The 25,580-nt window shown below is 51.7% G+C and carries 17 protein-coding genes and 3 tRNA genes; 19 read left to right on the top strand and 1 reads right to left on the bottom strand.

Annotation, left to right across the window (positions count from 1 at the left end):
- Window positions 1–20 precede the first annotated feature (20 nt).
- The 13 genes from ACYVUU_RS01850 to ACYVUU_RS01910 all read left to right on the top strand — a co-directional run bounded on the left by ACYVUU_RS01850 (window position 21) and on the right by ACYVUU_RS01910 (window position 14,310).
- Window positions 21–401 carry an FtsB family cell division protein gene (locus ACYVUU_RS01850; RefSeq protein WP_439775886.1) on the top strand — a complete coding sequence of 127 codons (381 nt, stop codon included), beginning with the start codon at window positions 21–23 and terminating at the stop codon, window positions 399–401.
- Window positions 401–754, top strand: a complete 354-nt coding sequence (locus ACYVUU_RS01855; protein ID WP_484499791.1) for a S1 RNA-binding domain-containing protein — start codon at window positions 401–403, stop codon at window positions 752–754. Before ACYVUU_RS01850 ends, ACYVUU_RS01855 begins: the two co-directional genes overlap by 1 nt.
- Before the next feature lie 88 nt (window positions 755–842).
- Window positions 843–2,138: a tRNA lysidine(34) synthetase TilS gene (gene tilS, locus ACYVUU_RS01860; protein WP_484499792.1), complete on the top strand. Its 1,296-nt coding sequence runs from the start codon at window positions 843–845 to the stop codon at window positions 2,136–2,138.
- Between the two features lie 70 nt (window positions 2,139–2,208).
- Window positions 2,209–4,434: an ATP-dependent zinc metalloprotease FtsH gene (gene ftsH / locus ACYVUU_RS01865; RefSeq protein WP_484499793.1), complete on the top strand. Its 2,226-nt coding sequence runs from the start codon at window positions 2,209–2,211 to the stop codon at window positions 4,432–4,434.
- Window positions 4,435–4,478: 44 nt separating this feature from the next.
- On the top strand, window positions 4,479–5,360 hold the full coding sequence (gene hslO, locus ACYVUU_RS01870; protein WP_439775890.1) for an Hsp33 family molecular chaperone HslO: 882 nt from the start codon (window positions 4,479–4,481) through the stop codon (window positions 5,358–5,360).
- A 488-nt stretch (window positions 5,361–5,848) separates the two neighbouring features.
- Window positions 5,849–7,474, top strand: coding sequence for a peptide ABC transporter substrate-binding protein (locus tag ACYVUU_RS01875; RefSeq protein ID WP_484499794.1), 1,626 nt, complete (start codon window positions 5,849–5,851; stop codon window positions 7,472–7,474).
- Window positions 7,475–7,483: 9 nt separating this feature from the next.
- Window positions 7,484–8,770 (top strand): peptidase T, encoded by a 1,287-nt coding sequence (gene pepT, locus ACYVUU_RS01880; RefSeq protein ID WP_484499795.1) that lies wholly within the window; start codon window positions 7,484–7,486, stop codon window positions 8,768–8,770.
- A 119-nt stretch (window positions 8,771–8,889) separates the two neighbouring features.
- Complete coding sequence (gene dusB / locus ACYVUU_RS01885) at window positions 8,890–9,918, top strand: tRNA dihydrouridine synthase DusB (protein ID WP_439774771.1); 1,029 nt, start codon at window positions 8,890–8,892, stop codon at window positions 9,916–9,918.
- Between the two features lie 16 nt (window positions 9,919–9,934).
- Window positions 9,935–11,458, top strand: a complete 1,524-nt coding sequence (lysS, locus tag ACYVUU_RS01890; protein ID WP_484499267.1) for a lysine--tRNA ligase — start codon at window positions 9,935–9,937, stop codon at window positions 11,456–11,458.
- A gap of 151 nt (window positions 11,459–11,609) precedes the next feature.
- Window positions 11,610–12,014, top strand: a complete 405-nt coding sequence (locus ACYVUU_RS01895; protein WP_484499796.1) for a hypothetical protein — start codon at window positions 11,610–11,612, stop codon at window positions 12,012–12,014.
- Window positions 12,015–12,689: 675 nt separating this feature from the next.
- Complete coding sequence (locus tag ACYVUU_RS01900; RefSeq protein WP_484499797.1) at window positions 12,690–13,982, top strand: O-acetylhomoserine aminocarboxypropyltransferase/cysteine synthase family protein; 1,293 nt, start codon at window positions 12,690–12,692, stop codon at window positions 13,980–13,982.
- A 178-nt stretch (window positions 13,983–14,160) separates the two neighbouring features.
- Window positions 14,161–14,232, top strand: a tRNA-Gly gene (locus ACYVUU_RS01905).
- A gap of 4 nt (window positions 14,233–14,236) precedes the next feature.
- Window positions 14,237–14,310 (top strand) — tRNA-Pro (locus ACYVUU_RS01910).
- A gap of 136 nt (window positions 14,311–14,446) precedes the next feature.
- On the opposite strand, the gene ACYVUU_RS01915 is transcribed toward ACYVUU_RS01910, so the two are convergent.
- Complete coding sequence (locus ACYVUU_RS01915; protein WP_484499798.1) at window positions 14,447–15,817, bottom strand: ISNCY family transposase; 1,371 nt, start codon at window positions 15,815–15,817, stop codon at window positions 14,447–14,449.
- 188 nt (window positions 15,818–16,005) lie between these two features.
- Between ACYVUU_RS01915 and ACYVUU_RS01920 the strand changes: the two genes are divergently transcribed.
- The 6 genes from ACYVUU_RS01920 to rpoB all read left to right on the top strand — a co-directional run bounded on the left by ACYVUU_RS01920 (window position 16,006) and on the right by rpoB (window position 25,574).
- Window positions 16,006–16,077 (top strand) — tRNA-Gly (locus tag ACYVUU_RS01920).
- A gap of 231 nt (window positions 16,078–16,308) precedes the next feature.
- Window positions 16,309–17,634 (top strand): RNA-guided endonuclease InsQ/TnpB family protein, encoded by a 1,326-nt coding sequence (locus ACYVUU_RS01925; protein WP_484499799.1) that lies wholly within the window; start codon window positions 16,309–16,311, stop codon window positions 17,632–17,634.
- A gap of 657 nt (window positions 17,635–18,291) precedes the next feature.
- Complete coding sequence (locus tag ACYVUU_RS01930) at window positions 18,292–18,753, top strand: GAF domain-containing protein (RefSeq protein WP_439774794.1); 462 nt, start codon at window positions 18,292–18,294, stop codon at window positions 18,751–18,753.
- A gap of 23 nt (window positions 18,754–18,776) precedes the next feature.
- Window positions 18,777–21,233, top strand: a complete 2,457-nt coding sequence (locus ACYVUU_RS01935) for an ATP-dependent Clp protease ATP-binding subunit (protein ID WP_484499800.1) — start codon at window positions 18,777–18,779, stop codon at window positions 21,231–21,233.
- A gap of 129 nt (window positions 21,234–21,362) precedes the next feature.
- A complete protein-coding gene (locus ACYVUU_RS01940) occupies window positions 21,363–21,707 on the top strand; it encodes a bacteriocin immunity family protein (protein ID WP_484499801.1) in 345 nt (114 codons plus the stop codon).
- Between the two features lie 201 nt (window positions 21,708–21,908).
- A complete protein-coding gene (rpoB, locus tag ACYVUU_RS01945; RefSeq protein WP_439774791.1) occupies window positions 21,909–25,574 on the top strand; it encodes a DNA-directed RNA polymerase subunit beta in 3,666 nt (1,221 codons plus the stop codon).
- Window positions 25,575–25,580: the final 6 nt, after the last annotated feature.

Genomic DNA, 25,580 nt, shown 5'->3' on the forward strand with positions numbered 1-25,580 from the left:
TAGGATAAGGGTAGACAGTGATGGGGAACAACAGAGGAAATCAGCAAAACGTAACGCCGCTGCGGCCGGACCAGGATGTCCGCCGCCTGAAGAAGCGGCAAATCAAGTTCAGAGAAGTGCACCGGGTCCGGCGCAACCGGATCGTGGCTTTGATCCTGCTGGTCTTTGCAGTGCTGGGCTTCCAGCTGGCCATGACCAAGGCCCGGACGGCCAAGATCCAGAAGCAGGTCAGCCAGAACCAGGCAACTTTGACCAAGATCAAGAAGAACAAGGAAAAGCTGACCAACGAGCGCGACGACATGAAAGACAGCGACTACGTGGCCAAGGTGATCCGCTACAAATACAAGTACACTAAAGATGGCGAGCGGGTCTACAACATCAAGGAAAAGGGCGATAACTGATGAACTACAAAGTTGGCCAGCGCCTTGACGGTGTAATCAACAATGTGACAGATCTGGGCATCTTCGTGACCCTGCCCAAGCATAAGAGCGGCTTGGTTCACCGCAATGACTTTGGCAGCGACTGGCCAAGAGAGCGTCAGCGCTGGCAGGTGGGCGACCAGGTCAGAGTGGTGGTCCAGAACCTGCGCAAGGGCCGGCTGGACTTGTCCATCCGCCGGGTCAACGATCCGGAACTGATCGATCCGGCCAACCAGTTCAGCCAGTTGCAGGCCCGAGATTTTGACCGGGTCCTCAACCAGGTTGACCAAGAGGCGCGAGCAGAAATAAAGCAGCTGGAAGCTGCCTTGAAATAAGAACGGCCCTAGGGGCCGTTTTTTGCTTGTATCTGTAGTTTTTAATCTGGAATCTTTCCTTTTTGCCAAGAAGAGGGAGTGATGGCTCATGGACATTGAAAAAAGACTGGCAGCCTTTTTCGCCGAAGAAGGCCTGCCTTTGGAAGGAAATTTCCTGGTCGCGGCCAGCGGCGGTCCGGACTCAATGGCGCTGCTTGATTTGATGCGGCGCTTGCCGGGAAATTTTAAGCTCTACGCGGCCCATCTTGACCACCAGATCAGGCCAGACAGCCAAAAAGAAAGCCAGGTGTTAAGGGCTTACTGTCATAAGTACCGGCTCCCTCTGTATGAAAGCGTCTGGCCCAAGTCCCTTCATCCAGAAAACGGCCTGGAAGCAGCAGCCCGGGACTACCGCTACGACTTCTTGTTTGAAGTGGCCCGGCAGGTTAAGGCTGACTACCTGCTGACAGCCCACCACGGCGATGACTTGCTGGAAAATATCCTGCTCAAGCTGGTCCGGTCAGGTATTCCCCGGGAAATGAACAGCCTCAAACCCGTCAGCCAGCGGGGGAAGGTCAAGCTGGCCCGGCCGCTTCTGGCTGCCAGCAAGGCTGATCTGTTGGCTTATGTCAAGGAAAGAGGACTGGAATATGTCGAAGACGGGACCAACTTTGAGGGCATTACGGTCCGCAACCGCCTGCGCCAAGAAGTAGTCCCGCTTTTGAAAAAGGAGAGCCCGGATCTTTTGGAAAATGCCTGGCGCTTCAGCCGGGAAATGACGGCGGAAGAAGACTGTTTTGCCCAGGCAGCCGGCAAATTGCCTGAGCCGGAATTTCTCTTTGGCGGCTGGCGGATCCCCCAGGCAGCCGGGCAGGCGGAAACCGAGCTCTTCAAGTTCTACCTGGAGAATTTTATCCAAAAAAAGTACAATAAAAGAGTCCAGCTGGACCGGGTTTTACTGGCGAAAGGGCAAGGCCAGGAAAAAGGGGGGCTCCACCTCTGCTTTTACCAGGGGCATTACTGGCTTTACCCGGCCGAGCAGCCAGCTCCCAGTCCCCTAATGCAAGTTGAAGTCGGCCAGCCTTTCTTTTTCAGAGGCCGCTGCTACTTGCTAAGCGAGGAAAAAAAGGCAGAAAGTCCCTTGGCGGAAATATCATTTCCCGGGAAATTATTTGCCGGCAGTCTGCCGACTGGCCAGCGCCTGCTTTTAAAAGACGGCCGCCATGCCAAGAGCAAGAAGCTTTTCGCGGCGGCGGGGATTCCGCTGGCCTTGCGGGGCAACTGCCTTAGCCTCTTTGCTGGACAAGAAGCGGTTTATGTTGAGGGCTGCTACCAGCAGCCAGTCAAAGAAGAAAAAAGGCCGCTGTATTTGCAGCAAGTGAAAACATGCAAGAAAGACAGGTAAAAGTTTCGATAGTTGCCGGCTTTTATGTTAAAATTTGGGGAGTAATTCTTCGATCTGACGGAGGTCATTTATGAAAAATAATCGGAATCGACTATTTAGCAATGGTCTATTCTACATAGTCGTATTTTTGCTTCTCCTCTGGGGAATCAATTGGGCCCTTGGCGGCAGCAGCAATTCCGGAGCAACTGAAACCATCAGCTACACGGAATTCGTGAAGAAGCTGCGCAATGGCGAAATCAAGGACTTTAACGTGCAGCCGTCCAACGGGGTCTACTCCGTAACCGGTAGCTACAAGTCAAGTCAAACTAAGTCATCCTCAAGCTCAGATATTTTTGGCGGCAGCAGCTCCTCCAAGGTGACTGGCTTCTCAACCACAATGCTGGAAAACGACTCCAGCGTCAAGAAGGTCCAGGACCTGGCCCAGTCTGAGAACGTCAAGATGAGCACCCAGGGTGAATCACAGTCCAGCAACTGGATCTCAACGATCATCATGCTGGTGCCAACCGTCCTCTTCATTGTCTTGATGGTCATGATGATGAACCAAGGCGGCAGCCGCGGCCAAGGCGGTGGCATCATGAACTTCGGCCGCTCCAACGTCAAGCCGCAGGACCCTAAGAAGAACAAGGTCCGCTTTGACGACGTAGCTGGTGAAGAAGAAGAAAAGCAGGAACTGGTGGAAGTTGTTGAATTCTTGAAGAATCCGGCAAGATACACCAAGTTGGGGGCAAGAATCCCGTCCGGTGTCCTGCTTGAGGGGCCTCCGGGTACTGGTAAGACCTTGCTGGCCAAGGCCGTAGCCGGTGAAGCGGGCGTGCCTTTCTTCTCCATCTCTGGTTCAGACTTCGTTGAAATGTTCGTTGGGGTCGGGGCCAGCCGTGTCCGTGACTTGTTCACCAACGCCAAGAAGAACGCGCCAAGCATCATCTTCATCGACGAAATCGATGCCATCGGCCGCCAGCGTGGCAATGGCCAAGGCGGCGGCAACGATGAACGTGAACAGACCTTGAACCAGCTGCTGGTTGAAATGGACGGTTTTGAAGGTGACGAAGGCGTTATCGTCATGGCCGCTACCAACCGGTCTGACGTCCTCGACCCGGCTTTGACCCGGCCAGGCCGTTTTGACCGAAAGGTCCTGGTTGGCCGTCCGGACGTCAAGGGCCGTGAAGCCATCCTGCGCGTTCACGCCAAGAACAAGCCGCTGGCTGACGATGTTGACTTGAAGGAAGTTGCCCGCCAGACTCCTGGTTTTGTCGGGGCTGACCTTGAAAACGTCCTTAACGAAGCTGCCCTGGTAGCCGCCCGCCGCAACGGGACCAAGATTACCGCGGCCGACATCGATGAAGCTGAAGACCGGGTAATTGCTGGTCCTGCCAAGAAGGACCGGATGATTTCCAAGAAGGAACGCGAACGCGTGGCCTTCCACGAAGCCGGTCACTCAATCTGTGGTCTAGTCTTGAGCGATTCCCGTACGGTCCGCAAGGTTACCATCGTGCCTCGTGGCCGGGCAGGCGGTTACAACATCATGCTGCCTAAGGACGACCAATTCATCTTGACCAAGAAGCAGCTCTTTGAGCAAATCGTTGGTTTGATGGGTGGCCGGGCCGGTGAAGAAGTCGTGGTTGGCGACCAGTCAACTGGGGCCTCAAATGACTTTGAACAAGCTACGGCAATCGCCCACAGCATGGTGGTCAACTACGGGATGACCGATGAACTGGGCATGGTTGAACTGGAAAAGGAAGGCGAAGGCATTCCTTACGGCTTCAAGCCTTACAGTGAAGCAACCGCCGCCAAGATCGACGAAGCAGTCAAGAAGATTTTGGACGAAGCCCACGCCAAAGCGGTTGAAATTGTTGAAAACAACCGGGAAAAGCACCGGATCATCGCTGAAGCCCTGCTGAAGTACGAAACTCTGGATGAAAAGCAGATCTACTCACTCTACAAGACTGGGAAGATGCCTGAAAAGTCCAGCGAAGAATTCCCATCTGAAGCCAAGGCCTTGAGCTATGAAGAAGCCAAGGAAGCTGCTCAGAAGCGGGCAGAAGAAAAGGCTGAGGAGAAGGCGGAAGAAGACATTGCTGAAAAGCAAGCTCTGGCAACGCCAAGCGAAGACGCGGTCAAGCCGGAAACCGACGCCGCCAAGCTCGCCGAGCCAGATGATTCAGCAAGTCAGGAAGACTCTGCTGATGCTCTGCCGACGCCAAGCGAAAGCGACCTGTCAAAGGATCCTGAAAAGGACAAGAATGACGTTCCTAGTCAGAAGACTGAACAAACAGACGATTCAGACAAGGATGAATAGAAGAAATAGAGCCGGCAACGGCTCTATTTTTATGGAGGAAAATCATGAACGACTACTTAATCAAAGCAATCAATGCCAGCAAGGACCTGCGTCTTTTGACCATTAACGGCAAGGACCTGGTCGCTGAAGCGCAAAAGCGGCACGACACCTGGTCAGCTTCTTCAGCTGTTTTGGGCCGGAGCCTCTTGGGTACGCTGCTTTTGGCTGGGGCAGAATTAAAAGGTGACCAGGAACTGACTTTGCGCCTGTTGGGCGATGGCCCGGTTGGGGCAACCGTGGTTACGGCCAAGTCAGATTTGACTGTTAAGGGCTATGTCCAAAACAACCACGTGGCCTTGCCGGCCAGAGAAGACGGCCATATCGACGTTAAGAAGGCTGTCGGCAAGGGCTGGCTGCAGGTAACCAAGGACCTGGGCTTGAAGCAGCCTTACACTGGCGAAGTGCCGATCGTATCTGGGGAAATTGCTGAAGACTTGACCTACTACCTGGCTAAGTCAGAACAGATCCCGTCAGCTGTCGGCCTGTCAGTTTTCGTCAACCCGAACGACACTATTGGGGCCGCGGGCGGCTTTTTGCTCCAGGCACTGCCAGGGGCCAGCGAAGAACTGCTGAAGGAAACGGAAGACCGGATCAAGGCCTTGCCGCAGCTTTCATCCGCCTTTTTGGACGGGATGACGCCAGAAGACTTGTCCAAGAAGATCCTGGGCGATGACTGCAAGATCTTGGAAAAAGACGAGGTCTCCTACCACTGCGACTGCTCCAAGGAAAAGTATGCCGGCATGCTGGAAACCTTGAAGGGCAGCCAGCTCAAGGAAATGATCGAAGAAGACCATGGGGCTGAACTGGTCTGCAACTTCTGCGGGGACAAGTACAATTTCACTGAAGCAGAACTGCAAGCCATTTTGGACAAAAAGCTGCAAAAATAAGTTTTTGTCCCTTGACGAAAAGTAAAAATTACTTTATGCTCTAATTATAGTTAAATTAAGTAAAGCTTAAGAAGATGAGTAGTCAGGGGAAGCCTCTACAGAGAACTGTTGGTGCTGAGAAACAGGGGGCGAAAGCTGGCGAAGATGGTCTTGTGTTGGCATGGTCCCGGCGAGTCGCTGATAAGCCGGACCCGCTTAACGCCCGTTAGCGCGTTCAGATCTTCTGACTGGAAGACTTTAAGGGCCCTGGCCGTGAGGCGGGGCTGAATAAAGGGTGGTAACGCGCGAAGACGTCCCTTGGCCTCTGGGCCAAGAGGCGTCTTTTTTTCTGGCAGAGCATCTGCTGAGGAAGCATTTTTTGCTTTGAACGATGGGTGGTAACACGCTATTAGCGTCCCTGAGAGTTGATCTCAGGGGCGTTTTTCTTTTTAAGCTGAGCTAAGCTGTGATGTTAACAGTTGTTGTTCTTAGTAAAAACGGAGGAAATCATGACCTTGAAGAAAATTAACGCTGCCGGTCTTTTGACCGCCTCAGCCCTCGTTTTAGCCGCCTGCGGCCAGCAAAAGAGCTCCCAGTCCCAAACCAAGCAAGTCCTCAACTGGACCGAAAGTGCCCAGATCTCAACCCAGGACCCGTCACTGACGACTGACTCCACTTCCTTCCAGGCTCTTTTGAACACCCAGGAAGGGCTCTACCGCTTGGACAAAAAAACAAAAGCCCAGCTGGCCCTGGCCAAGAGTGCCAAGGTTACTGACGGGGGCAAGACCTATACTTTTGTCCTCAGAAACGCCAAGTGGTCCAATGGACAGGCAATCACGGCCAATGACTTTGTCTACTCTTTCAGAAGAACCTTGAACCCGAAGACCAAGTCTTCCATGGCTTTTTACCTCTACCAAATCGTAAATGCCGAAGCCATCAATGCCGGCAAGAAGTCTGTGACCAGCCTGGGCGTCAAGGCCTTGAGCAAAAACAAGCTGCAGATCAAGCTGGTCCGGCCGGTCTCTTACTTTAAGCTTTTGCTGGCCTTTCCGCTTTTCTTCCCGGAAAACCAGCAGTTTATTGAAAAAGCCGGCAGCAAGTACGGCACGGCCGCTAAATACACCATTTCTTCCGGTCCTTTCAAGCTGACCAAGTGGACCGGGTCCAACAAGCAGTTTACCCTGGTTAAGAACCAAAACTACTGGGACAAGAAGAATGTGAAGCTGGACAAGGTCAACGAAACCATCAGCGAAACTTCTTCAACTGCCTACAACCTCTACCAGGCTGGCAAGCTGGACGAAACTTACCTGACTGGTGAACAAGTCAAGGCCAACAAGGGCAAGTCCACCTTCTACGACCGGCCGGCTTCCGCTATCCAGCGTCTGGAATTAAACCGCAAGAAGGTCAAGGCTTTTAATAACTTCAACATCCGCCGGGCCCTGTCCTTGGCCATTGACCGGACCAGCCTGGCTAAGGTCTTGAGCGATGGGTCAGTTGCGGCAAAGGGCTTCGTCCCATCCGGTATGGGGAACAACCCAACGACCGGGGAAGCTTTTTACAAGGAAGCCTATGTCAAGGAAGCAGTCAGCTACAACTTGAAGGAAGCCAAGAAGTACCTGGCCAAGGGCTACAAGGAATTGGGGATCAAGTCCCTTAACCTCAACTTGACGGTCAGCGACACTGATTCTGCCAAGCAGGTGGGCGAATTCCTGCAAAGCAAGCTGGGCGAACTGCCAGGCGTGAAGATCACCGTAACGACCCTGCCGTACACGACCTTGATCGCCCGGCAAAGCGCCGGCAACTACCAATTGACCATCAAGAACTGGCAGGCTATCTTAGGTGACCCGATCAACTTCCTAGACGTTTTTGAAAAGGACTCCAGCTACAACACCAGCGGTTTTGCCAGCAGCAAGTATGACCAGCTGCTCAATGAAGCCGAAAACGTCTACGGCAACAAGCCGGTTCAGCGCTGGAAGCGGCTGGTGGCAGCTGAAAAGCTGTTGATGAATGAACAAGGGACTATCCCGCTGATTCAGACGGCTCATCCGCAGCTGGTGCAAAGCTACGTCAAGAACGTGTCCTACAACCCGCTGGGCATCCCTTACGATTTCAAGCTTGTTTACATCAAGAAATAGGAGGCAGGCATGGTTTTTTCCGATCTTGATTTTTTAGAAAAAAATTTCATCCACTACGCTAAAGAAGACACCCAGTCCAAATACGCCAATAAAGACCAGGTCCCGACCACGCCTAATCAGGTCAAGATGATGAAGGAACTGGCTGACCAGGTCAAAGACTATGGCCTGGAGTCTTATTACAATGAAAAAACTGCCTTTGCAATCGGCCGCTTGGCGGCTAATACAGAGGGCGTTGCCCCAATTGGCTTTTTCGCCCATGTCGACACGGTTGAATACGATGACCGCTTCCCTATCCGCCCTCAAGTCCACCGGGACTACCAGGGGCAAAAGCTGGCCTTGGATGAGGCAAACGGGATTTTCCTGGACCCGGAAGAATTTCCGGACCTGCTGAACTTAAAGGGGCAGACCTTGATCACCAGCGACGGGAAAACCATCCTGGGCACTGACGACAAGGCCGGAGTGGCCAGCCTGCTGGCAGCTCTCAAGTACCTCCATGAGCACCCGGAAGTTGAACATGGCGACATCTATGTGGCTTTTGGCCCGGATGAAGAAATCGGCTTGGGCGGCCAGCGCTTTGACCCGGCTGATTTTCCAGGAGTGGAATTTGCCTATACTTTGGACAATGGTCGGCCAGGCGACTTTGAATATGAGACCTTCAATGCCTCAGCCGCTGATTTGACGATCAAGGGGACCGTGGTCCACCCGGGTGAAGCCTACGGGCTGATGGTCAACGCCACGACGATCATGACGGAATTTTTGGCGGCTTTGCCCAAAGACCAGGTGCCGGAAAAGTCACGGGGCCACGAGGGCTTCATCATGGTCACGGATGCCCAGAGCAGCGTCGATTCAGCTCACGTCGGCTTGATTATCCGCGACTTTGACTGGGATGAATTTTTGGCGAAAGAAGACCTGGTCAAAAAGCTCGTCGCTTCCTTAGGGGAAAAATACGGGTCAGACCGCTTCAAGCTGGACCTGCGCCGGCAGTACGAGAACATCTACAACGGGGTTAAGGACCGGCCTTATGTGGTCAACCTGGCCTTAGACAGCTATGAAAAAGCGGGCCTTACGCCAAATGTGCAGACCTTCAGAGGGGGAACCGACGGGAATTTCATCACCAAAAAGGGAATCCCGACGCCCAACCTCTTCAATGGCGGCGGCAACTACCATGGCCGCTACGAATACGTGACGGTTGAGCAGATGGACAAACTGGCCGAGGTCTTAGTGACGATCGCGGCTGAACATGCCCGCCAGAGTAAAGAGGGGCAAGACGACCGACCCCTGGAAAAATACTGGTAAAGATAAGAAGAGCATTCTCTTTTAACGGGGGATGCTCTTTTCGCGGGCTTTTGATTTGTCCTTCACGCCTATTCTTGTTATGATATAAAGTTGTAGTTATTGAAAGGAAAAAGGTGGCAATGGACACTACTTGGAAGATACGCGAAATCGAAATCCCCAACCGGGTAATGGTAGCGCCGATGGCCGGCGTTTCCAACATGGCTTTTAGAAAAGTCTGCAAGGAATTCGGCGCCGGCATGGTTGTCTGCGAAATGATTTCCGACCATGGGATCATTTATGGCAACAAGAAAACCTTGAGCATGCTGGACGTCGACCCGGGCGAGCACCCGATGAGCATCCAGATCTTCGGGGGGACGGAAGACAGCCTTTTGCAGGCGGCCCAGTACATCGACCAGCACACCGATGCCGACATCATCGACATCAACATGGGCTGCCCGGTACCAAAGGTGACCAAGACTGACGCGGGTTCCAAGTGGCTTTTGGACTCAAACAAGATCTACCAGATGGTCCACAAGGTTGTTCAAAACGTGGAAAAGCCAGTTTCCGTCAAGATGCGGATCGGCTGGGACCGCAAGCACATTTTTGCCGTCGAAAACGCCCTGGCTGCCCAGGAAGCCGGTGCTTCCATGCTGGCCATGCACGGCCGGACCAGAAAGCAGATGTATCAAGGCGAAGCTGACTGGGAAACCCTGCATGAAGTAGCCCAGGTCATGGACATTCCTTTCGTGGCCAACGGGGACATTACGACTCCGCAGCTGGCCAAGAAGGCCCTGGACGAGATCGGCTGCACGGCCGTCATGGTTGGTCGGGCCGCTCTGGGCAATCCTTGGATCTTAAAGGAAATGACCCACTACCTGGCAACGGGCGAAGAACTGCCAAAGCAGACCGTCCGGGAAAAGGTGGAGACCGCCAAGCATCAGCTCGACGGCCTGGTTCAGCTGCATGGGGAAAAACGGGCCGTGCCGGAATTTCGCCAGCAGGCAGCATATTATTTGAAGGGAATTCCCCGTTCAGCCCGGACTCGTGCTAAAATAAATGAAGTCTGGACGCGTCAGGAGGTTTATGACCTGCTTGACGAATTCGTCGAAACTTACGAAAAACGCGCGCGGCAGAAGCGTGACCGCGCTGCTGATACCCAATCTATGTAAATGGAGGAAAAACACGTTGGCAAAGAACGAAATTAACGACCAATTGCTTGTTCGTCGGCAAAAGCTTGAAGAACTTAAGGAGATGGGGATTGAACCCTTCGGCCGCAAATATGACCGGGAAGCCCTGGCCCGCGACCTGGACGAAAAGTACTTGGGCCTTGACAAGGACGAACTGAACGCAGATATGCCTAAGACCAAGATCGCCGGCCGGATGCTGGCCAAGCGGGGCAAGGGCAAGGTCGGCTTTGCGGACCTCTATGACCGTAGCGGCAAGATCCAGATCTACGTCCGCAAGGACATGGTCGGTGAAGAAAACTACCAGATCTTCAAGAAGGCCGACCTCGGCGACTTCCTGGGCGTTGAAGGCGAAGTCTTCAAGACTGATTCAGGCGAACTGTCTGTCCGGGCCCAGCACGTGACCTTCCTGTCCAAGGCTCTGCGGCCACTTCCTGACAAGTACCACGGCCTTAAGGACGTTGAATCCATTTACCGCCAGCGTTACCTGGACTTGATCACCAATCACGAAAGCTACCAGCGTTTCGTTAACCGGACCAAGATCATCCAGGCTATCCGTGACTACTTGAACGGGCAGGACTTCCTGGAAGTTGAAACTCCGGTTCTGCACAACATCCCAGGCGGGGCTGAAGCTCGTCCGTTCATTACCCACCACAACGCCCTGGACATCAACCTTTACATGCGGATCGCTTTGGAATTGCCACTGAAGCGTTTGATCGTCGGTGACATGGAACGGGTTTACGAAATCGGCCGGGTCTTCAGAAATGAAGGGATGGACCTGAAGCACAACCCTGAATTTACTGAACTGGAAACTTACGCTGCTTACTACGACTTCCACGATGTCATGGATGAAGCTGAAGGCATCATCCGGGCAGCTGCCAAGGTTGTTTCAGAAGATGGCAAGATCAACTACCAAGGCACTGACTTGGACTTGGGCAAGCCATTCCGTCGGGTGCACATGGTTGACCTGATCAAGGAATTAACTGGCGTTGACTTCTGGCAGCCAATGACTCTGGAAGAAGCCCGGAAGGTTGCCGCTGAACACCATGTTGAAGTTGAACCTTACTGGCAAGTTGGTCACATCATCAACGCCTTCTTCGAAGAATTTGGTGAAAAGTCAATCGTTGACCCAACCTTCGTTTACGGTCACCCGGTTGAAGTTTCACCGCTGGCCAAGAAGAACGCGGATGACCCACGCTTCACTGACCGTTTCGAAATCTTCATCATGGGCAATGAATACGGCAACGCCTTCTCAGAACTGAACGACCCGCTTGACCAGCGGGAACGGTTCGAAGCCCAAATGGCTGAACGTGACGCCGGCAACGACGAAGCCGACATCATCGACGAAGACTACCTGCGGGCCATGGAATATGGTATGCCGCCTACGGGTGGTCTGGGCATCGGGATCGACCGTCTGGTCATGCTTTTGACCAACGCGGCTTCAATCCGCGACGTCCTGCTCTTCCCAACCATGCGGCCGGAAAAGATCGTCGACGACGAAAAGAACATTAAGCTGGACAAGTAGTCCAGATCAATAAATTTAACTCTCCGGGCTTGGCCTGGGGAGTTTTTTATTGAAAAAATAAAACGAATCGTTTTCAAGATATAAATGTTAAGGAATTTTTGCTAGAATAAAGGCAATTAACTTGAGAGTTGCTTTTAGAAAAGGTGAATTTTTGCCAATCTACAGATACTTATTGTCGATTTTAACCACCATCTCCGCCTTGGCCGGGGCCTTTTTGGCTGCCAGCAGCGGCTTAGCGGCTTATTTGGCCAGCCAGCCAGTCAAGGCGGGGATTTTTGCCGTCCTCTGCCTTTTAGAGGGGCTTAGCGCCTACTTCCTCTGGCGGCCGGGGAAGCGGGTATTAGCTATTTTAAATAGCTGCTTGCTGGCGTCAGCCCTGCTCCTCTTTTGGCAGGGAGAGGGACTGGCGGCTGGAGCTGCTCTGTCTTTATTGGCGATCAACTATCTGCTGAAAAAAGAAGAGACTTGGGCCTTGACTCTGGCTTTGGTCTTGAACCTGGTCTTTGCCGCTTTGACCATGTTGCCCCACCAGTTCATGTCTTTCCCGGCAGCTTAGTTTTCACGAAAGAAAAAATAGAATGAATTTGGATAAGATCAATTATTACGGGTTCAGCCGGGCGGGGGGCAATGTTTTGCTGGCCCGGTCTTGACTTTGGACGAAAAGCTCGTATACTTTAAATACAGATTAAGTTTTGCTGGGAAAGTGCTTTCAGCGGCTTAGTTTGGTGAATAGGACGATCAACCAGGGAATCACTGCCATGATTTCCTGGTTTTTGTTTGCAGACTTTTTAGCAAAAAAGAATTGACTTTCAGCTGGTAGCTGATATACTTAAAAGCAAATTAAGGATTAATGAAGAAAGGAGAACCACCATGGAATTCGCTGCTAAGAATTGTCAAATGCAAGTCATGTCAATGAACATGCTGATGTACAGCATGCCTTTTAGCGTAGAAACGAATACCTGTGGTTCACCATCCTAAGATCGTTACTGTATTGAAGATAGTAAAGGCCGCCTGAACTACTGGTTAGTTGGGCGGCTTTTTTACGAGGTAAGGTTCATGTGCAGGAAACGATATCAACAGACGAAACGCTGGCTGATCCTCTGGCGGGGAGCGGCGATTGGGGCCAGCTACATGTGCCGCTTGTGTTTTTAACAGCAATATTTCAGCAATCTAATCATTTCCAACAACTAAAAAATATTACACAGCAACAACACAAGCGAGGTAAAAAAACATGAGTAAAGAAGCTATCAGCAACGAAGGTTTGTCATTTGAAACTTTGCAGGTCCACGCCGGTCAGCCAATTGACGAAACTGGCGCCCGGGCAGTGCCAATCTACCAAACCACGTCCTATGTCTTTGACGACGCTGACCAGGCAGCTGGCCGTTTTGCCTTGACCGATGCCGGCAACATCTACACCCGTTTGACCAACCCGACCACGGCGGTTTTTGAAAACCGGGTAGCAGCCCTTGAAGGCGGCACGGGTGGCGTGGCCCTGGCAACGGGGGCGGCAGCGATCACCGCGGCTATCTTGAACGTAGCTGGGGCGGGCGACGAAATCGTGGCTGCTTCCACTATTTACGGCGGGACCTACGACCTTTTTGCCCAGACTTTGCCGCCATTGGGCATCAAGACCCACTTCGTTGACCCAAGTGATCCGGCCAATTTTGAAAAAGAAATCAACGACCATACCAAGGTGGTTTACGCTGAAACCATCGGCAACCCTAACGCCAACTTGATCGACATTGACGCGGTAGCAGAAGTGGCTCACAAGCACGGCGTTTTGGTCATTATCGACAACACCTTTGCTACCCCTTACCTCTACCGGCCATTTGAACATGGGGCCGACGTGGTTGTCCACTCAGCTACCAAGTTCTTCGGCGGCCACGGGACGACCATGGGCGGGGTAGTCGTGGAAAGCGGCAAGTTCGACTATGAAAAGTCCGGCCGCTACCCAAGCTTCACTAACCCTGACCCGTCTTACAAGGATGTGACTTGGGCCAAGCTGGGGGCACAAGCATTTACGACCAAGATCCGGGCAACGGTTCTGCGTGACACCGGGGCCAGCCTCAGCCCATTCAACGCCTTCCTGCTTTTGCAAGGCCTGGAAAGCTTGTCCTTGCGGGTTGAACGCCACGTCTACAACGCTCAAAGAGTGGCTGAATACCTAAGCAAGCATCCAAAGGTTGCCTGGGTCCGCTACCCGGGTCTGGTTGACAGCCCGGACCATGCCTTGGCTGAACGGGACTTCCCGAAGGGGGTCGGCTCAATCTTCACCTTTGGCTTGAAGGGCGGGGAAGAAGCCGGCAAGCAGCTGATTGCCAACTTGAAGCTCTTCTCCCTTTTGGCCAACGTGGCTGATGCCAAGTCCTTGATCATTCAGCCAGCTTCCACCACCCACGCCCAGCTGAATGCCGAAGAACTGGCCAGCGTCGGGATTACCCCGGACTTGATCAGAATCTCTGTTGGGGTGGAAAATATCGACGACCTTTTGGCCGACCTGGACCAGGCCCTGGCCAAGCTGTAATTTTTGAAAAATCTCCTTATGTTAAAAAACGTTTCCTGCTAGAGGAAACGTTTTTTGCGTCTACATCTTCTTGCTGGCCTCCATATAGTTTAATCGAACTTGCCGCAGAGAAAAATGCTATTTTTATAAAAAAGCCCTTGCCAAGACCCGGCTTTTAGATTATCCTAATAGATGTGTTGCGGAAGTAGTTCAGTGGTAGAACATCACCTTGCCATGGTGGGGGTCGCGGGTTCGAATCCCGTCTTCCGCTTCTTCGGGAATTAGCTCAGTTTGGTAGAGCGCTACGTTCGGGACGTAGAGGTCACAGGTTCAAATCCTGCATTCCCGATTAGCCAATGTGTGATCAAAGCGTTGCTTTTTATAGCGGCGCTTTTTTCTCATTTATGGGCAAAAAAGACTGTCAATAACTTGGGATAATGTCCCGTAAAATTTAAATTATTAGCGGGGAATTTTCCCCGCTATTTTTATGTGAATCTGTGATACTTGTGCGCTTTTTCCTGCTGCTCAATGAACGAAGCCCGCTTCCAAGGATGGGACATCGGTGGAATATACTTTTTCCGCGGTTTCTTCTTCTTGGTCTCAAAGTCGAGATCCGGAGAGACCTTGGCATTCTTCGGAATCTCGGTTAAAGCATACACTTTCTCGTCAACGGTGACCAACAACTGGCCATCTAACGCTTGGATAACCAGGCATTTAGTGCCTTTGGCAAAGCAAATAAGCTTGTTTGAGGCATCTGTGGCTTGATAATAGTGATTCTTGTAGGAGATAGCCGAGCCGCTGTCAAACGTGCGTGGAGATAGTACTGCCAGCGTGTAGTTGATCTTCTCGCCATCAGGGCTGTCGTCGAAAGCTGATTCAAATTTGCCTACATCTTGTCCAAACTTCTCGTTGAATTTTGGCACAAAAACCTCCCGGAGATACTTGTTGGCATCTTCGATTGTAGTAATATTGTGAAGCCTCAGTTCGGGCTTCAAACGGCTCTGTACGGTCTGATTCGCCCGTTCTACCATGCCTTTGGCCTGTGAGACGCTAGTGGTTACGATATCTGTTCCGAGGGTCTTGCAGGCATAACCAAATTGCGTAAGTACATCTTTGTGCTCTGCCTTGGTCTTAGCCGTCTCGTAGTTGAAAACAGTCCGATTATCGGTCTTGAATCTAAGAGGGATACCGTAATCCACGAGAATCTGCTCATAGACGTGGTAGTATGCATTCAGAGTCTCCTGCCAGTCGAAGTAGGCGCCGACCAGGTTACCTGTGGCGTTGTCTATGGCTAGGTGCAGGTGAGCCTTCTTATCGCCAAACCAGAGCAGGGAAGAGGCATCCATTTGAATTTCCTCACCGAAGTACTTACAGCGCTCGTGGCGAGGATGTGCGTCTTCCAAGGCTACCTGGTGGTCGATAACCTTTTCGGAAACTTTGGTTGTCTGCTTTGGGTGATCCCGGTACCACTTCTTTTTGGCCATTTTCCGCTTAGTTTGCCTACAAGGCTTTGGCGAAAGGATGTAATTGTCCTTAAGCAGGCTATAGACTTTGGTGTAAGAAACAGAGATGTGCTCGATTTCTTCAAGTAGCTCAACGAAGTGAGTCAAGTTGCAGTCTTGATATTTGGTGCGATATAGAGTTACAATTTGTTTGTTAATTTCTGTGGTGAGACAATTAACAGGTAAGCGACCGGCGTTCCCATGAACAAAGGCCGCTTTTCCTTTGCTTCGATACTGGTTGATTCTTCTGTTCAGCTGTCTGACAGAGATCCCCAAGATAAGGGCAGCTCTTTTCTTGTTTCCGCCATGATCAACCAGCTCTTTGATGATTCTGTATTGTTCTTCGTACTTCATAGTTAACCTAACTTTCTTCATTGTCCGTAACCTCCGATATATGGAGATTATCTCAGACATTTACCTTTTTGGGACATTTTTCTCTGTTAATACTTAAGACATTATCACTTGTTAAACACATTTTTTCTCATTTATGGGCAAAAAAGACTTGCAAAAGAGAAATTTTTTGGTAAACTAATAAATGTATCGCGGAAGTAGTTCAGTGGTAGAACATCACCTTGCCATGGTGGGGGTCGCGGGTTCGAATCCCGTCTTCCGCTTCATCAAAGACTCGCTAATTAGTAACAAGTAATATAGAACTATATCGAAAAATATAGCGTAATGTGCTTGCAAAAGAAAACAACTTCTATCTTAATAGAAATTAAGTGTGTTGCACCTATGATTTTAGTCAAAAGATGCAACGCATTTTTTTGCTTCTTTTTTTGAACGTGTGTTTGGAAAATAGTTGGAATAAGTGCTAAAATATGCTTGTCGAAAAGAGGTGAAGACAAATGACAACCAAAAGGACTCACGTATATCGTTTATATCCAGATGCTACTATGGCTCACGTCTTGGACCAGTGGTGTGACTATCGCCGTTATTGCTACAATAAGGCCCTAGAACTGTGGAATGCGACCTATTCGGAATATCGTATGTTAGTCAGTCCAGAGATTCTGATGGAATTCAAGAAGCCAAAAGAAGAACGGCAATTTACTGAAGAGCAGAAGTTATTTATATCTAGATACTACCCAACCGCAGCACTGATTCAGAAAAAGCTTACGGCAAACAAACAGTCATGGGAAAAGCAGATTTCTTCGCGTATCCTGCAGCAAGCATGCGCTGACTTGGGCAAATCATTCAAGAAGTTTGCAAAAGATAAGGCACTCAAAGTTAAAAGAGGTGCCGGACGCCCCGTTTTTCAATCCAAGAAAGCCAAACGTCAAGGCTTTAAGTTGAATCAAGGCGTGGTGCTCGCAAAGGAAGGCAACCACGGGAAGCTGACCTTGCCTGTCCCAGCACCTTATAAGGGCGAATGGCATAGCATAAGATTTTCTGAAATCCCCAAAAATGCGGAATTTGGGACGATAAGCTTTTACCGTGAACACGGCCATTACTACATGGCGGTTCCTTACAAGTATGAGACGCCACCATACATTCACAAGCATACGGGTAAGAAGACAGGAATTGACGTCAATGTCAGCCATTTCAATGATGCAGAAGGAGAACACTATTTTCTGCACAAAGGAAACAATGGCGCCGTCAAGCTGGCAAGAGTCTATGAGAACATCAAGCACCAGCAGCGGATTCTGGCAAGAAAGCTGGAAGAAAATGGCCAGATTGCCGGGAAGCGCTCAAAAAGCTATCAAAAAGCGAGAATCAAGCTTCAGAAGCTTTACGAGCGTGCTCACCGCATGCAGGATGACGCGATGCACAAGTACACGACTCACCTTGTCAGAGAATATGATGCAATCTGCATTGAGGATCTGGACGTCAAGGGCATGCTTATGAGCCATGTCGCTTCAAAAGGCGTGCACCGTGCGCTGTTTGGACGCTTTCGCAGCTATCTCGAATACAAGTGCAAGTCTGCCGGGGTCAAATTGGTGATTGCCAATCGCTTTTATCCAAGCACCCAGCGCTGTGCAGCGTGCGGCAACGTCAAGAAGGACGATGAGAAGATTACTCTTTCTGGCAATAAGAAGCATGGCACCAAGCACAATGAATATGTGTGCTACAACAAAAAATGCCCGAACTACAATAAGGTTGTAGATCGGGACATGAATGCAATGATGAATCTTACTTTTTTGATTGATCATCCAAGATACAATAAAGCATTGTAAAGAATTGAAGGATCCACAAGGATCCATGCGGGCAGGCTAATGGCCGGAATGCCATCTGTTACTTGAGCAGTTGCGTAAGCGGCTGTTTCGGTGCAGATGGCTCACCGGACGGGAAGCCGATAAGTTGTTTTGGCAGCAATCGGTTTCTACGACCGCGCATGCAATTCCTCAAATGGAAGAACATGCGAGAAGCGAGTTCAGAACTCGTGAGACAGTTCGGTTGCTCATCTTCGGATAAAGGCATTGTCTGCGGCTTCAGCCGTACAGGTGATGTGAGCATATCGAGTGCAGAGATCGCCCACGCTGTCAATGCGAAAGCTTGGCAGTGAACGCTCGTGAGAGAAATGGAAGCCGGCAGAGTCCTATGTTATGTGCTGGGTATGTTCCAGCCAGGCATGTCGGTGCTGGAAGTAGAGATATCGATGATGTGATAGTCGCAAAGCTGAATATCTTGACCATAATGTGAACCAGCCGGTATCAAGCGCACATTCTTCCACATTTCTTATAGCACTCGCTAGTTAGCGGGTCTTTTCTTTTTGCCTTATAATAGATCTGCAGGGCACCTGGCTTGTCGAAAAGATCGGGAAATGTTATGCTTGCAAGCATAGCAATTTTTGCCTTTTTACCTATTATTTGGCAGACGCGAAGGAGGAAATCATGGCAGCAGCAAGTCAGGCGGAGTACGAGTTATTGCTTGAGCAGGCCAAGGCCTTGACGGCCGGGGAGAGCGACTGGATCGCCAATACCGGCAATGTTTCGGCCCTTTTGAAAGCAGGAATGAAAAACGTCAATTTTGCCGGGGTTTACCGCTTTGAAAAAGGGGAATTGATCCTGGGGCCCTTCCAGGGGATGCCGGCCTGCGTGCACATCCAGCTGGGCAAGGGGGTCTGCGGGAAAGCCGCCTTGGAAAAGAAGACGCAGATCGTGGCCAATGTCCATGACTTCCCAGGCCATATCGCCTGCGACAGTGCCTCCAATTCAGAAATCGTCGTGCCGATTTTTGACCGGAGCGGCAATTTCTGGGGCGTGTACGACTTTGACTCGACTAATTTGAACAATTTTGATGATTTGGACCAGAAGTACTTAGAGCAGATAGCGGCAGTAGCTTTAGGCAACTAGGTCCGGTGTGAGGCGATTTTTATATGCAAAATTCATACAGTAAAAGCAGCAGACAGGTCTTGGAAATTGCCCAGGAACAAGCCAAGGAGTTTCACCACCGCCTGATCGGGACTGAGCATGTCCTTTTGGCCCTGGTAATCGAAGCTGACGGCAAGGCTGGCAAGATCCTGCGGACCATGAACGTGACGCCGGCCGGGGTCAGGGAAGAAATCGAGCGCTACACGGGCTACGGCTCAGCGGCCCCAACCAGCTACATGGAGTTTTCTCCCCGGCTGACTTTGGCGCTGGACTACGCCAAGCGGAATTCTGAACTCCGGTCCAGCAAGGAAATTGAAACGACGGACATTCTTCAAGCTTTGGTTTCCAGCGAGCAGATCTTGTCAGCCATGATCCTGCGCAACCTGGACGTGGACCTGGACAACTTGAAAGACGAACTGGATGATGCCAACCAGGTGACTGGGGAAAGCAGCCAGGCCAGCCGGCCAGCCGCTGGGGCAAGCCAGTCACAGACGCCGATTTTGGACCGGTTTGGGATCGACTTGAACCGGCGGGCTAAAGAAGGTGACATTGACCCGGTGATCGGCCGCCAGCGGGAACTGGACCGGGTGATTCAGATCCTTTCCCGGCGGACCAAGAACAACCCCCTTTTGGTCGGTGAGCCTGGGGTCGGCAAGACCGCGGTCGCAGAAGCTTTGGCCAGCGCAATCGTTGATAAAAAGGTTCCCCGGGATCTGGCTGACAAGCGGGTGGTTTCGCTGGACGTCAACAGCATGGTGGCCGGTACCCGCTACCGGGGTGAATTTGAAGAGCGGATGGACCGCTTGATCAAGGAAGTTACTGCCAGCAAGAATGTCATTCTTTTTGTCGACGAAATCCACTCTTTGGTCAAGGCCGGGGACGCGGAAGGGGCGATGAGCGCCTCCAACACCTTGAAGCCGGCATTGGCCCGCGGGGATATTCAATTGATCGGGGCCACGACTTTTGAAGAATACCGCAAGCACATGGAAAAAGACTCTGCCTTTGTCCGCCGCTTCCAGCTGGTCCGCCTGGCTGAGCCAAATGAAGAAGAAACCCTGCAGATTTTGCATGGGATCAAGGACAAGTACGAGGACTACCACCGGGTAGCCTTGTCAGAAGAAGCCCTGCAGGCAGCAGTTGACTTGTCCAGCCGCTACATTGCCGACCGCTACCAGCCAGACAAGGCCATCGACTTGATCGATGAAGCCAGTGCGGCGGTTAAACTGGCCAATGACACTGGCGAAGACAAGGACTTGGCTGAAATCGATTTGGAAATCAGCCGGACTCTCAAGCAAAAGAACGATGAAGCAGCCAAGCAAAACTTTGCCCAAGCGGCCAAGCTGCGCGACCAGGAAGTCGCCTTGCGGCAAAAGCGCAGCGAGATTGCTAAAAAGTTGGCCGGCAAGGATGAAAAGCGGTCAGTCGTTGGTGCTGAAGACGTGGCCAAGGTGGTCTCCATCTGGACCGGGGTTCCGGTAACCCAGCTCAAGACCAGTGAAAACAAGCGCCTGGCCCGCCTGGAAGGGATCCTGCATGAAAGAGTCATTGGCCAGGACGATGCCGTCAAGGCCGTGGCTAATGCCATCCGCCGGTCAAGAAGCGGTTTGAAGGATGAGAACCGGCCAATCGGTTCCTTCCTCTTCCTGGGCCCAACCGGGGTCGGCAAGACTGAACTGGCCAAGGCCGTGGCTGAGGCAGTTTTTGGCTCAGAAGACAACATCATCAGAGTCGACATGTCAGAGTACATGGACCGGGAATCTTCCTCTAAGCTGATCGGGTCAGCGCCTGGTTATGTTGGCTACGAAGAAGGGGGCCAGCTTTCCAACAAGGTCCGGGAACATCCTTACTCAGTCGTTCTTTTTGACGAAGTGGAAAAGGCCAATCCGGAAATCTTCAACGTCTTGCTGCGGGTGCTGGATGAAGGCTTCATGACTGACTCCCTGGGCCGAAAGGTCGACTTCAGAAACACGATTATCATCATGACTTCCAACCTTGGTTCCAGAAGCCTGGAGGCTGACAGCCACGTGGGCTTCTCTGCCAGCCAGGAAGACCAGGGCAAGCTGATCACGGAAAAGGTAACCAAGGCCACCAAGGACTTCTTCCGGCCGGAATTTTTGAACCGGATCGACGAAAAGATCGTCTTCAAGCCGCTGGATGCCAAGCAGCTGCGGGAAATCGTGACGCTTCTGACCCGGAAACTGCTCAAGCGGCTGGCGGAAAAAGACATTACTTTGCGCCTGTCGCCAGCTGCCTTGGACCAATTGGCCAAGGACGGCTACAATCCGGAAATGGGGGCCCGGCCATTGCGGCGGACCATCCAGGATGAAGTTGAAGACGAATTAGCCCAGGACCTGGTCAGCGAAAAGCTGCAGGCCGGCGACACGGTCAAGATTGGCGCCCGGGGCGGCAAGCTGCGCTTTGAAATCGTCAAGGCCAAGTCCGGCGAAAAGGTCAAGGGCTAGGCCGGCAGCGAGCGGCTGCACGTATTCTTTAAATATTTGCAAAGACTGAATTTTTTATTGACAGATGTGAATATCTGCCTATAATTTAGCGTAACAAAAGATTGTTTATGTTATTTTTGGAGGCAGATTATGTTTGGCAAAAAGAAAAAAGAAGCAGCCACAAAGGCAAAACAAGAAGCAAGCAAGAAGACTGACGGGCGGATTCTGCTTTACAGCGATATCATCGACGCTCTTTACGACGAAATGCCAAGAGAAGAGCGGGAGGCGTTGCTGGAAGCTAAGCAGCAGCTGGAACAGAAGGTCTACCTGGGCAAGGTGATGCGAGACTTGCGGATCGCTTTAGAGCCGGTTGCAATCAAGTCCCAGCTCAGCCCGCAAGGCAAGCAGATTTTCTGGAATATCACGGCTGGCGGCTACCAGCTCACTGGGGTTGGTCTGGCCAGCCAGGCGGCCATGCTTTTTAGCGGCCGCTAGGGCTTGCTTTGCTTTAAAATTAGTGGTACAATATTGGGCGATTTAAAAGGCTGAAGTTCAGGATTTTACTGATATATTGTCCAGTAAAATGATAAAGACAAAAACGACTGGTTCGTTTTTGTCTTTTTTATGCCCAAAATCCCGGCCTTTTTAAAATGTAACACAAATGTAATATTTGCTCTCTTCAACAGGATAGAAAGGATGTTTTCCTTGCTAAACGGACACGTAGTAAATTACGGACAACACCGGACAAGACGCAGCTTCTCACGGATTAAGGAAATCCTGCCGCTGCCAAACTTGACCGACGTACAGACTGAATCATACAAGTGGTTCCTTGACGAAGGCGTTAAGGAAGTTTTTGACGACATTCTGCCAATCAGCGACACTTCTGGCCGCTTGACCCTGGAATACGTCGACTACAAGCTGCAAGAACCTAAGTATACTGTCGATGAATCACGCAAGCATGACGCGACTTACTCCGCTCCAATGCACGTGACTCTGAAATTGACCAACCACGAAACTGGCGAAATCAAGACCCAAGACGTCTTCTTCGGCGACTTACCGCTGATGACCAAGTCAGGCTCCTTCATCGTTAACGGGGCAGAAAGAGTTATCGTTTCCCAGCTGGTTAGATCACCTGGTGTCTACTACAGTGGCGAATTCGACAAGAACGGCCGGCAAATCTTCGGCACGACTGTTATCCCTAACCGCGGGGCTTGGTTGGAATTCGAAACTGACGCCAAGAACATTTCCTACGTCCGGGTTGACCGGACCCGGAAGCTTCCTTTATCTGTCCTGGTCCGGGCTCTGGGCTTTGGCTCCGACAGTGAAATCAAGGAAATCTTCGGCGACAGCGACACTTTGGACCTGACTTTGGACAAGGATGTTCACAAGAACCCAGCAGACAGCCGGGTAGCAGAAGCTTTGAAGGACATCTATGATCGTCTGCGTCCAGGTGAACCTAAGACTACCGACTCATCCCGGAGCCTTTTGGTTTCCCGCTTCTTTGACCCACGTCGCTACGACCTGGCTGCCGTTGGCCGCTACAAGGTCAACAAGAAGCTGAGCTTGAAGAACCGGCTTTTGGGCTACACTTTGGCTGAAACCCTGGCTGACCCTGACACTGGGGAAGTTCTGGCTGCCAAGGGGACGGTTGTCAACAACGAAGTCATGGACGTTCTGAAGGACTACCTGGACCGCGACGACTTCAAGACTGTTACCTACACTCCATCTGACGAAGGCGCGATTCCAGAACCTGTAACTGTTCAGGAAATCAAGGTCTTCTCCCGTGAAATTCCAGACCGGGAAATCAAGCTGATCTCCAACGGTCACATTGACGAAGACGTTAAGTGCATCACTCCAGCCGACATCATCGCTGCTGTCAACTACTTCCTGGAACTCCAAGAAGGCGTCGGCAACATCGACGACATCGACCACTTGGGCAACCGCCGCATTCGCCGGGTTGGCGAATTGCTGCAAAACCAGATGCGGATCGGTTTGGCCCGGATGGAACGGGTTGTCCGCGAACGTATGTCAATTCAAGACGCGGCTACGGTTACTCCGCAGCAATTGATCAACATCCGGCCAATCGTTGGTTCAATCAAGGAATTCTTCGGTTCATCCCAGCTTTCTCAATTCATGGACCAAAACAACCCGCTGGGTGAATTGACCCACAAGCGGCGTATGTCCGCCTTGGGGCCTGGTGGTCTGTCCCGTGACCGGGCCGGCTACGAAGTCCGTGACGTTCACTACACCCACTACGGCCGTCTGTGCCCAATCGAAACGCCAGAAGGTCCTAACATCGGTTTGATCAACTCCATGGCCACTTACGCCATCATCAACAAGTACGGCTTCCTGGAAACTCCATACCGGCGCGTTTCTTGGGCAACCCACAAGGTTACCGACAAGATCGACTACTTGACTGCCGATGTAGAAGACAACTACATCATCGCCGGGGCCAACACTCCTTTGAACGAAGACGGCTCCTTCGTTGATGACGTGATTCTTTGCCGGCACCGGGAAGACAACGTCGAAGTAAGTCCAGACCGGATCGACTACATGGACGTTATTCCAAAGCAGGTTGTTTCCGTAACTTCCGCATGTATTCCATTCCTGGAAAACGACGACTCCAACCGGGCCTTGATGGGGGCCAACCACCAACGTCAGGCTGTTCCTTTGATCAACCCGCATGGTCCGCTTGTGGCTACTGGTATGGAATACCGGGCAGGTCACGACTCCGGTGACGCTTTGCTGGCTGAAGCAGACGGTGAAGTTGAATACGTGGACGCAAACGAAATCCGCGTCCGCCGCGAAGACCAGACTTTGGATACTTACACCCTTGAAAAGTACCGCCGGTCAAACGCGACTAAGAACTACAACCAGACGCCAAACGTCAAGCGCGGCGACAAGGTTGTTGACGGCCAGGTAATTGCCAACGGTCCGTCAATGGCTGACGGCGAACTTGCTCTGGGTCAAAACCCGGTTATCGCCTTCACCACTTGGAACATGTACAACTTCGAAGACGCCATCATGCTGAGCGAACGCCTGGTTAAGGAAGACGTCTACACTTCAATCCACATTGAAGACTACGACTCAGAAGCCCGTGACACCAAGCTGGGGCCGGAAGAAATCACCCGGGAAATCCCTAACGTTGGTGAAGATGCCTTGAAGGACCTGGACGAAAACGGGATCATCCGGATCGGTGCCGAAGTTCACGACGGCGACATCCTGGTCGGCAAGGTTACCCCTAAGGGGATCACTGAACTGAGCGCTGAAGAAAGACTGCTGCACGCCATCTTTGGTGAAAAGGCCCGTGAAGTCCGTGATACTTCATTGAAGGTACCTCACGGCGGTGGCGGTGTGGTTCAAGACGTTCAAGTCTTCACCCGCGAAGCCGGCGACGAACTGGCACCAGGCGTCAACACCCTGGTCCGGGTCTACATCGTGCAAAAGAGAAAGATTCAAGTCGGGGACAAGATGTCCGGTCGTCACGGTAACAAGGGTACGGTTGCCTTGGTTGCTCCAGTTGAAGACATGCCTTACCTGCCAGACGGTACTCCAGTCGACATCTGCTTGAACCCAATGGGTGTGCCATCACGTATGAACATCGGGCAGCTGCTTGAAATCCACTTGGGCCGGGCAGCCCGCGCCTTGGGTATCCACGTGGCTACTCCAGTATTCGACGGGGCCAGCGAAGATGACGTTTGGGACTTTGTCCGCGAAGCCGGCGTTGACTCAGACGGTAAGACTGTCCTTTACGATGGCCGGACCGGTGAACCATTCCACAACCGGGTTTCAGTCGGGGTTATGTACTACCTAAAGCTGACTCACATGGTCGACGACAAGATCCACGCGCGGTCAATCGGGCCTTACTCACTTGTTACCCAACAGCCTTTGGGTGGTAAGGCGCAATTCGGTGGCCAGCGTTTCGGTGAAATGGAAGTCTGGGCTTTGGAAGCCTACGGTGCAGCCTACACCCTGCAAGAAATCCTGACCTACAAGTCTGACGACGTTGTCGGCCGTGTCAAAGCCTACGAAGCGATCGTCAAGGGCGAAAGAATTCCTAAGCCAGGCGTGCCTGAATCATTCCGCGTTTTGGTCAAGGAACTGCAATCATTGGGCCTGGATCTGCGCGTTTTGGACAGCGACGAAAACGAAGTCGAACTGCGCGACATGGACGAAGACTCAAATGAACACGTAAACATCGATACTTTATCTCGCCTTGCGGAAGCGCAAGAAAAGAAGAAGTTGGCCGAAGAAGAGGCCGAAATCGCCGCGGAAGCTGAAGCAGAAGGTGCAGATGCAGCTGAAGCAGATGCTGATGCAAATGAAGCTGAAACTGCTGACGACGACAAGGCTTCAAAGTAATTGGGA

This window comes from Lactobacillus sp. WILCCON 0058 (assembly GCF_057198005.1).

Coding starts and splice junctions, on each gene's coding strand:
- ACYVUU_RS01915 (WP_484499798.1), bottom strand. CDS start 15,817: ATGAAGTACGAAGAACAATACAGAATCATCAAAGAGCTGGTTGATCAT.
- rpoB (WP_439774791.1), top strand. CDS start 21,909: ATGTTTTCCTTGCTAAACGGACACGTAGTAAATTACGGACAACACCGG.
- ftsH (WP_484499793.1), top strand. CDS start 2,209: ATGAAAAATAATCGGAATCGACTATTTAGCAATGGTCTATTCTACATA.
- hslO (WP_439775890.1), top strand. CDS start 4,479: ATGAACGACTACTTAATCAAAGCAATCAATGCCAGCAAGGACCTGCGT.
- ACYVUU_RS01900 (WP_484499797.1), top strand. CDS start 12,690: ATGAGTAAAGAAGCTATCAGCAACGAAGGTTTGTCATTTGAAACTTTG.
- pepT (WP_484499795.1), top strand. CDS start 7,484: ATGGTTTTTTCCGATCTTGATTTTTTAGAAAAAAATTTCATCCACTAC.
- tilS (WP_484499792.1), top strand. CDS start 843: ATGGACATTGAAAAAAGACTGGCAGCCTTTTTCGCCGAAGAAGGCCTG.
- dusB (WP_439774771.1), top strand. CDS start 8,890: ATGGACACTACTTGGAAGATACGCGAAATCGAAATCCCCAACCGGGTA.
- ACYVUU_RS01875 (WP_484499794.1), top strand. CDS start 5,849: ATGACCTTGAAGAAAATTAACGCTGCCGGTCTTTTGACCGCCTCAGCC.
- ACYVUU_RS01935 (WP_484499800.1), top strand. CDS start 18,777: ATGCAAAATTCATACAGTAAAAGCAGCAGACAGGTCTTGGAAATTGCC.
- ACYVUU_RS01850 (WP_439775886.1), top strand. CDS start 21: ATGGGGAACAACAGAGGAAATCAGCAAAACGTAACGCCGCTGCGGCCG.
- ACYVUU_RS01925 (WP_484499799.1), top strand. CDS start 16,309: ATGACAACCAAAAGGACTCACGTATATCGTTTATATCCAGATGCTACT.
- ACYVUU_RS01855 (WP_484499791.1), top strand. CDS start 401: ATGAACTACAAAGTTGGCCAGCGCCTTGACGGTGTAATCAACAATGTG.
- ACYVUU_RS01940 (WP_484499801.1), top strand. CDS start 21,363: ATGTTTGGCAAAAAGAAAAAAGAAGCAGCCACAAAGGCAAAACAAGAA.
- ACYVUU_RS01930 (WP_439774794.1), top strand. CDS start 18,292: ATGGCAGCAGCAAGTCAGGCGGAGTACGAGTTATTGCTTGAGCAGGCC.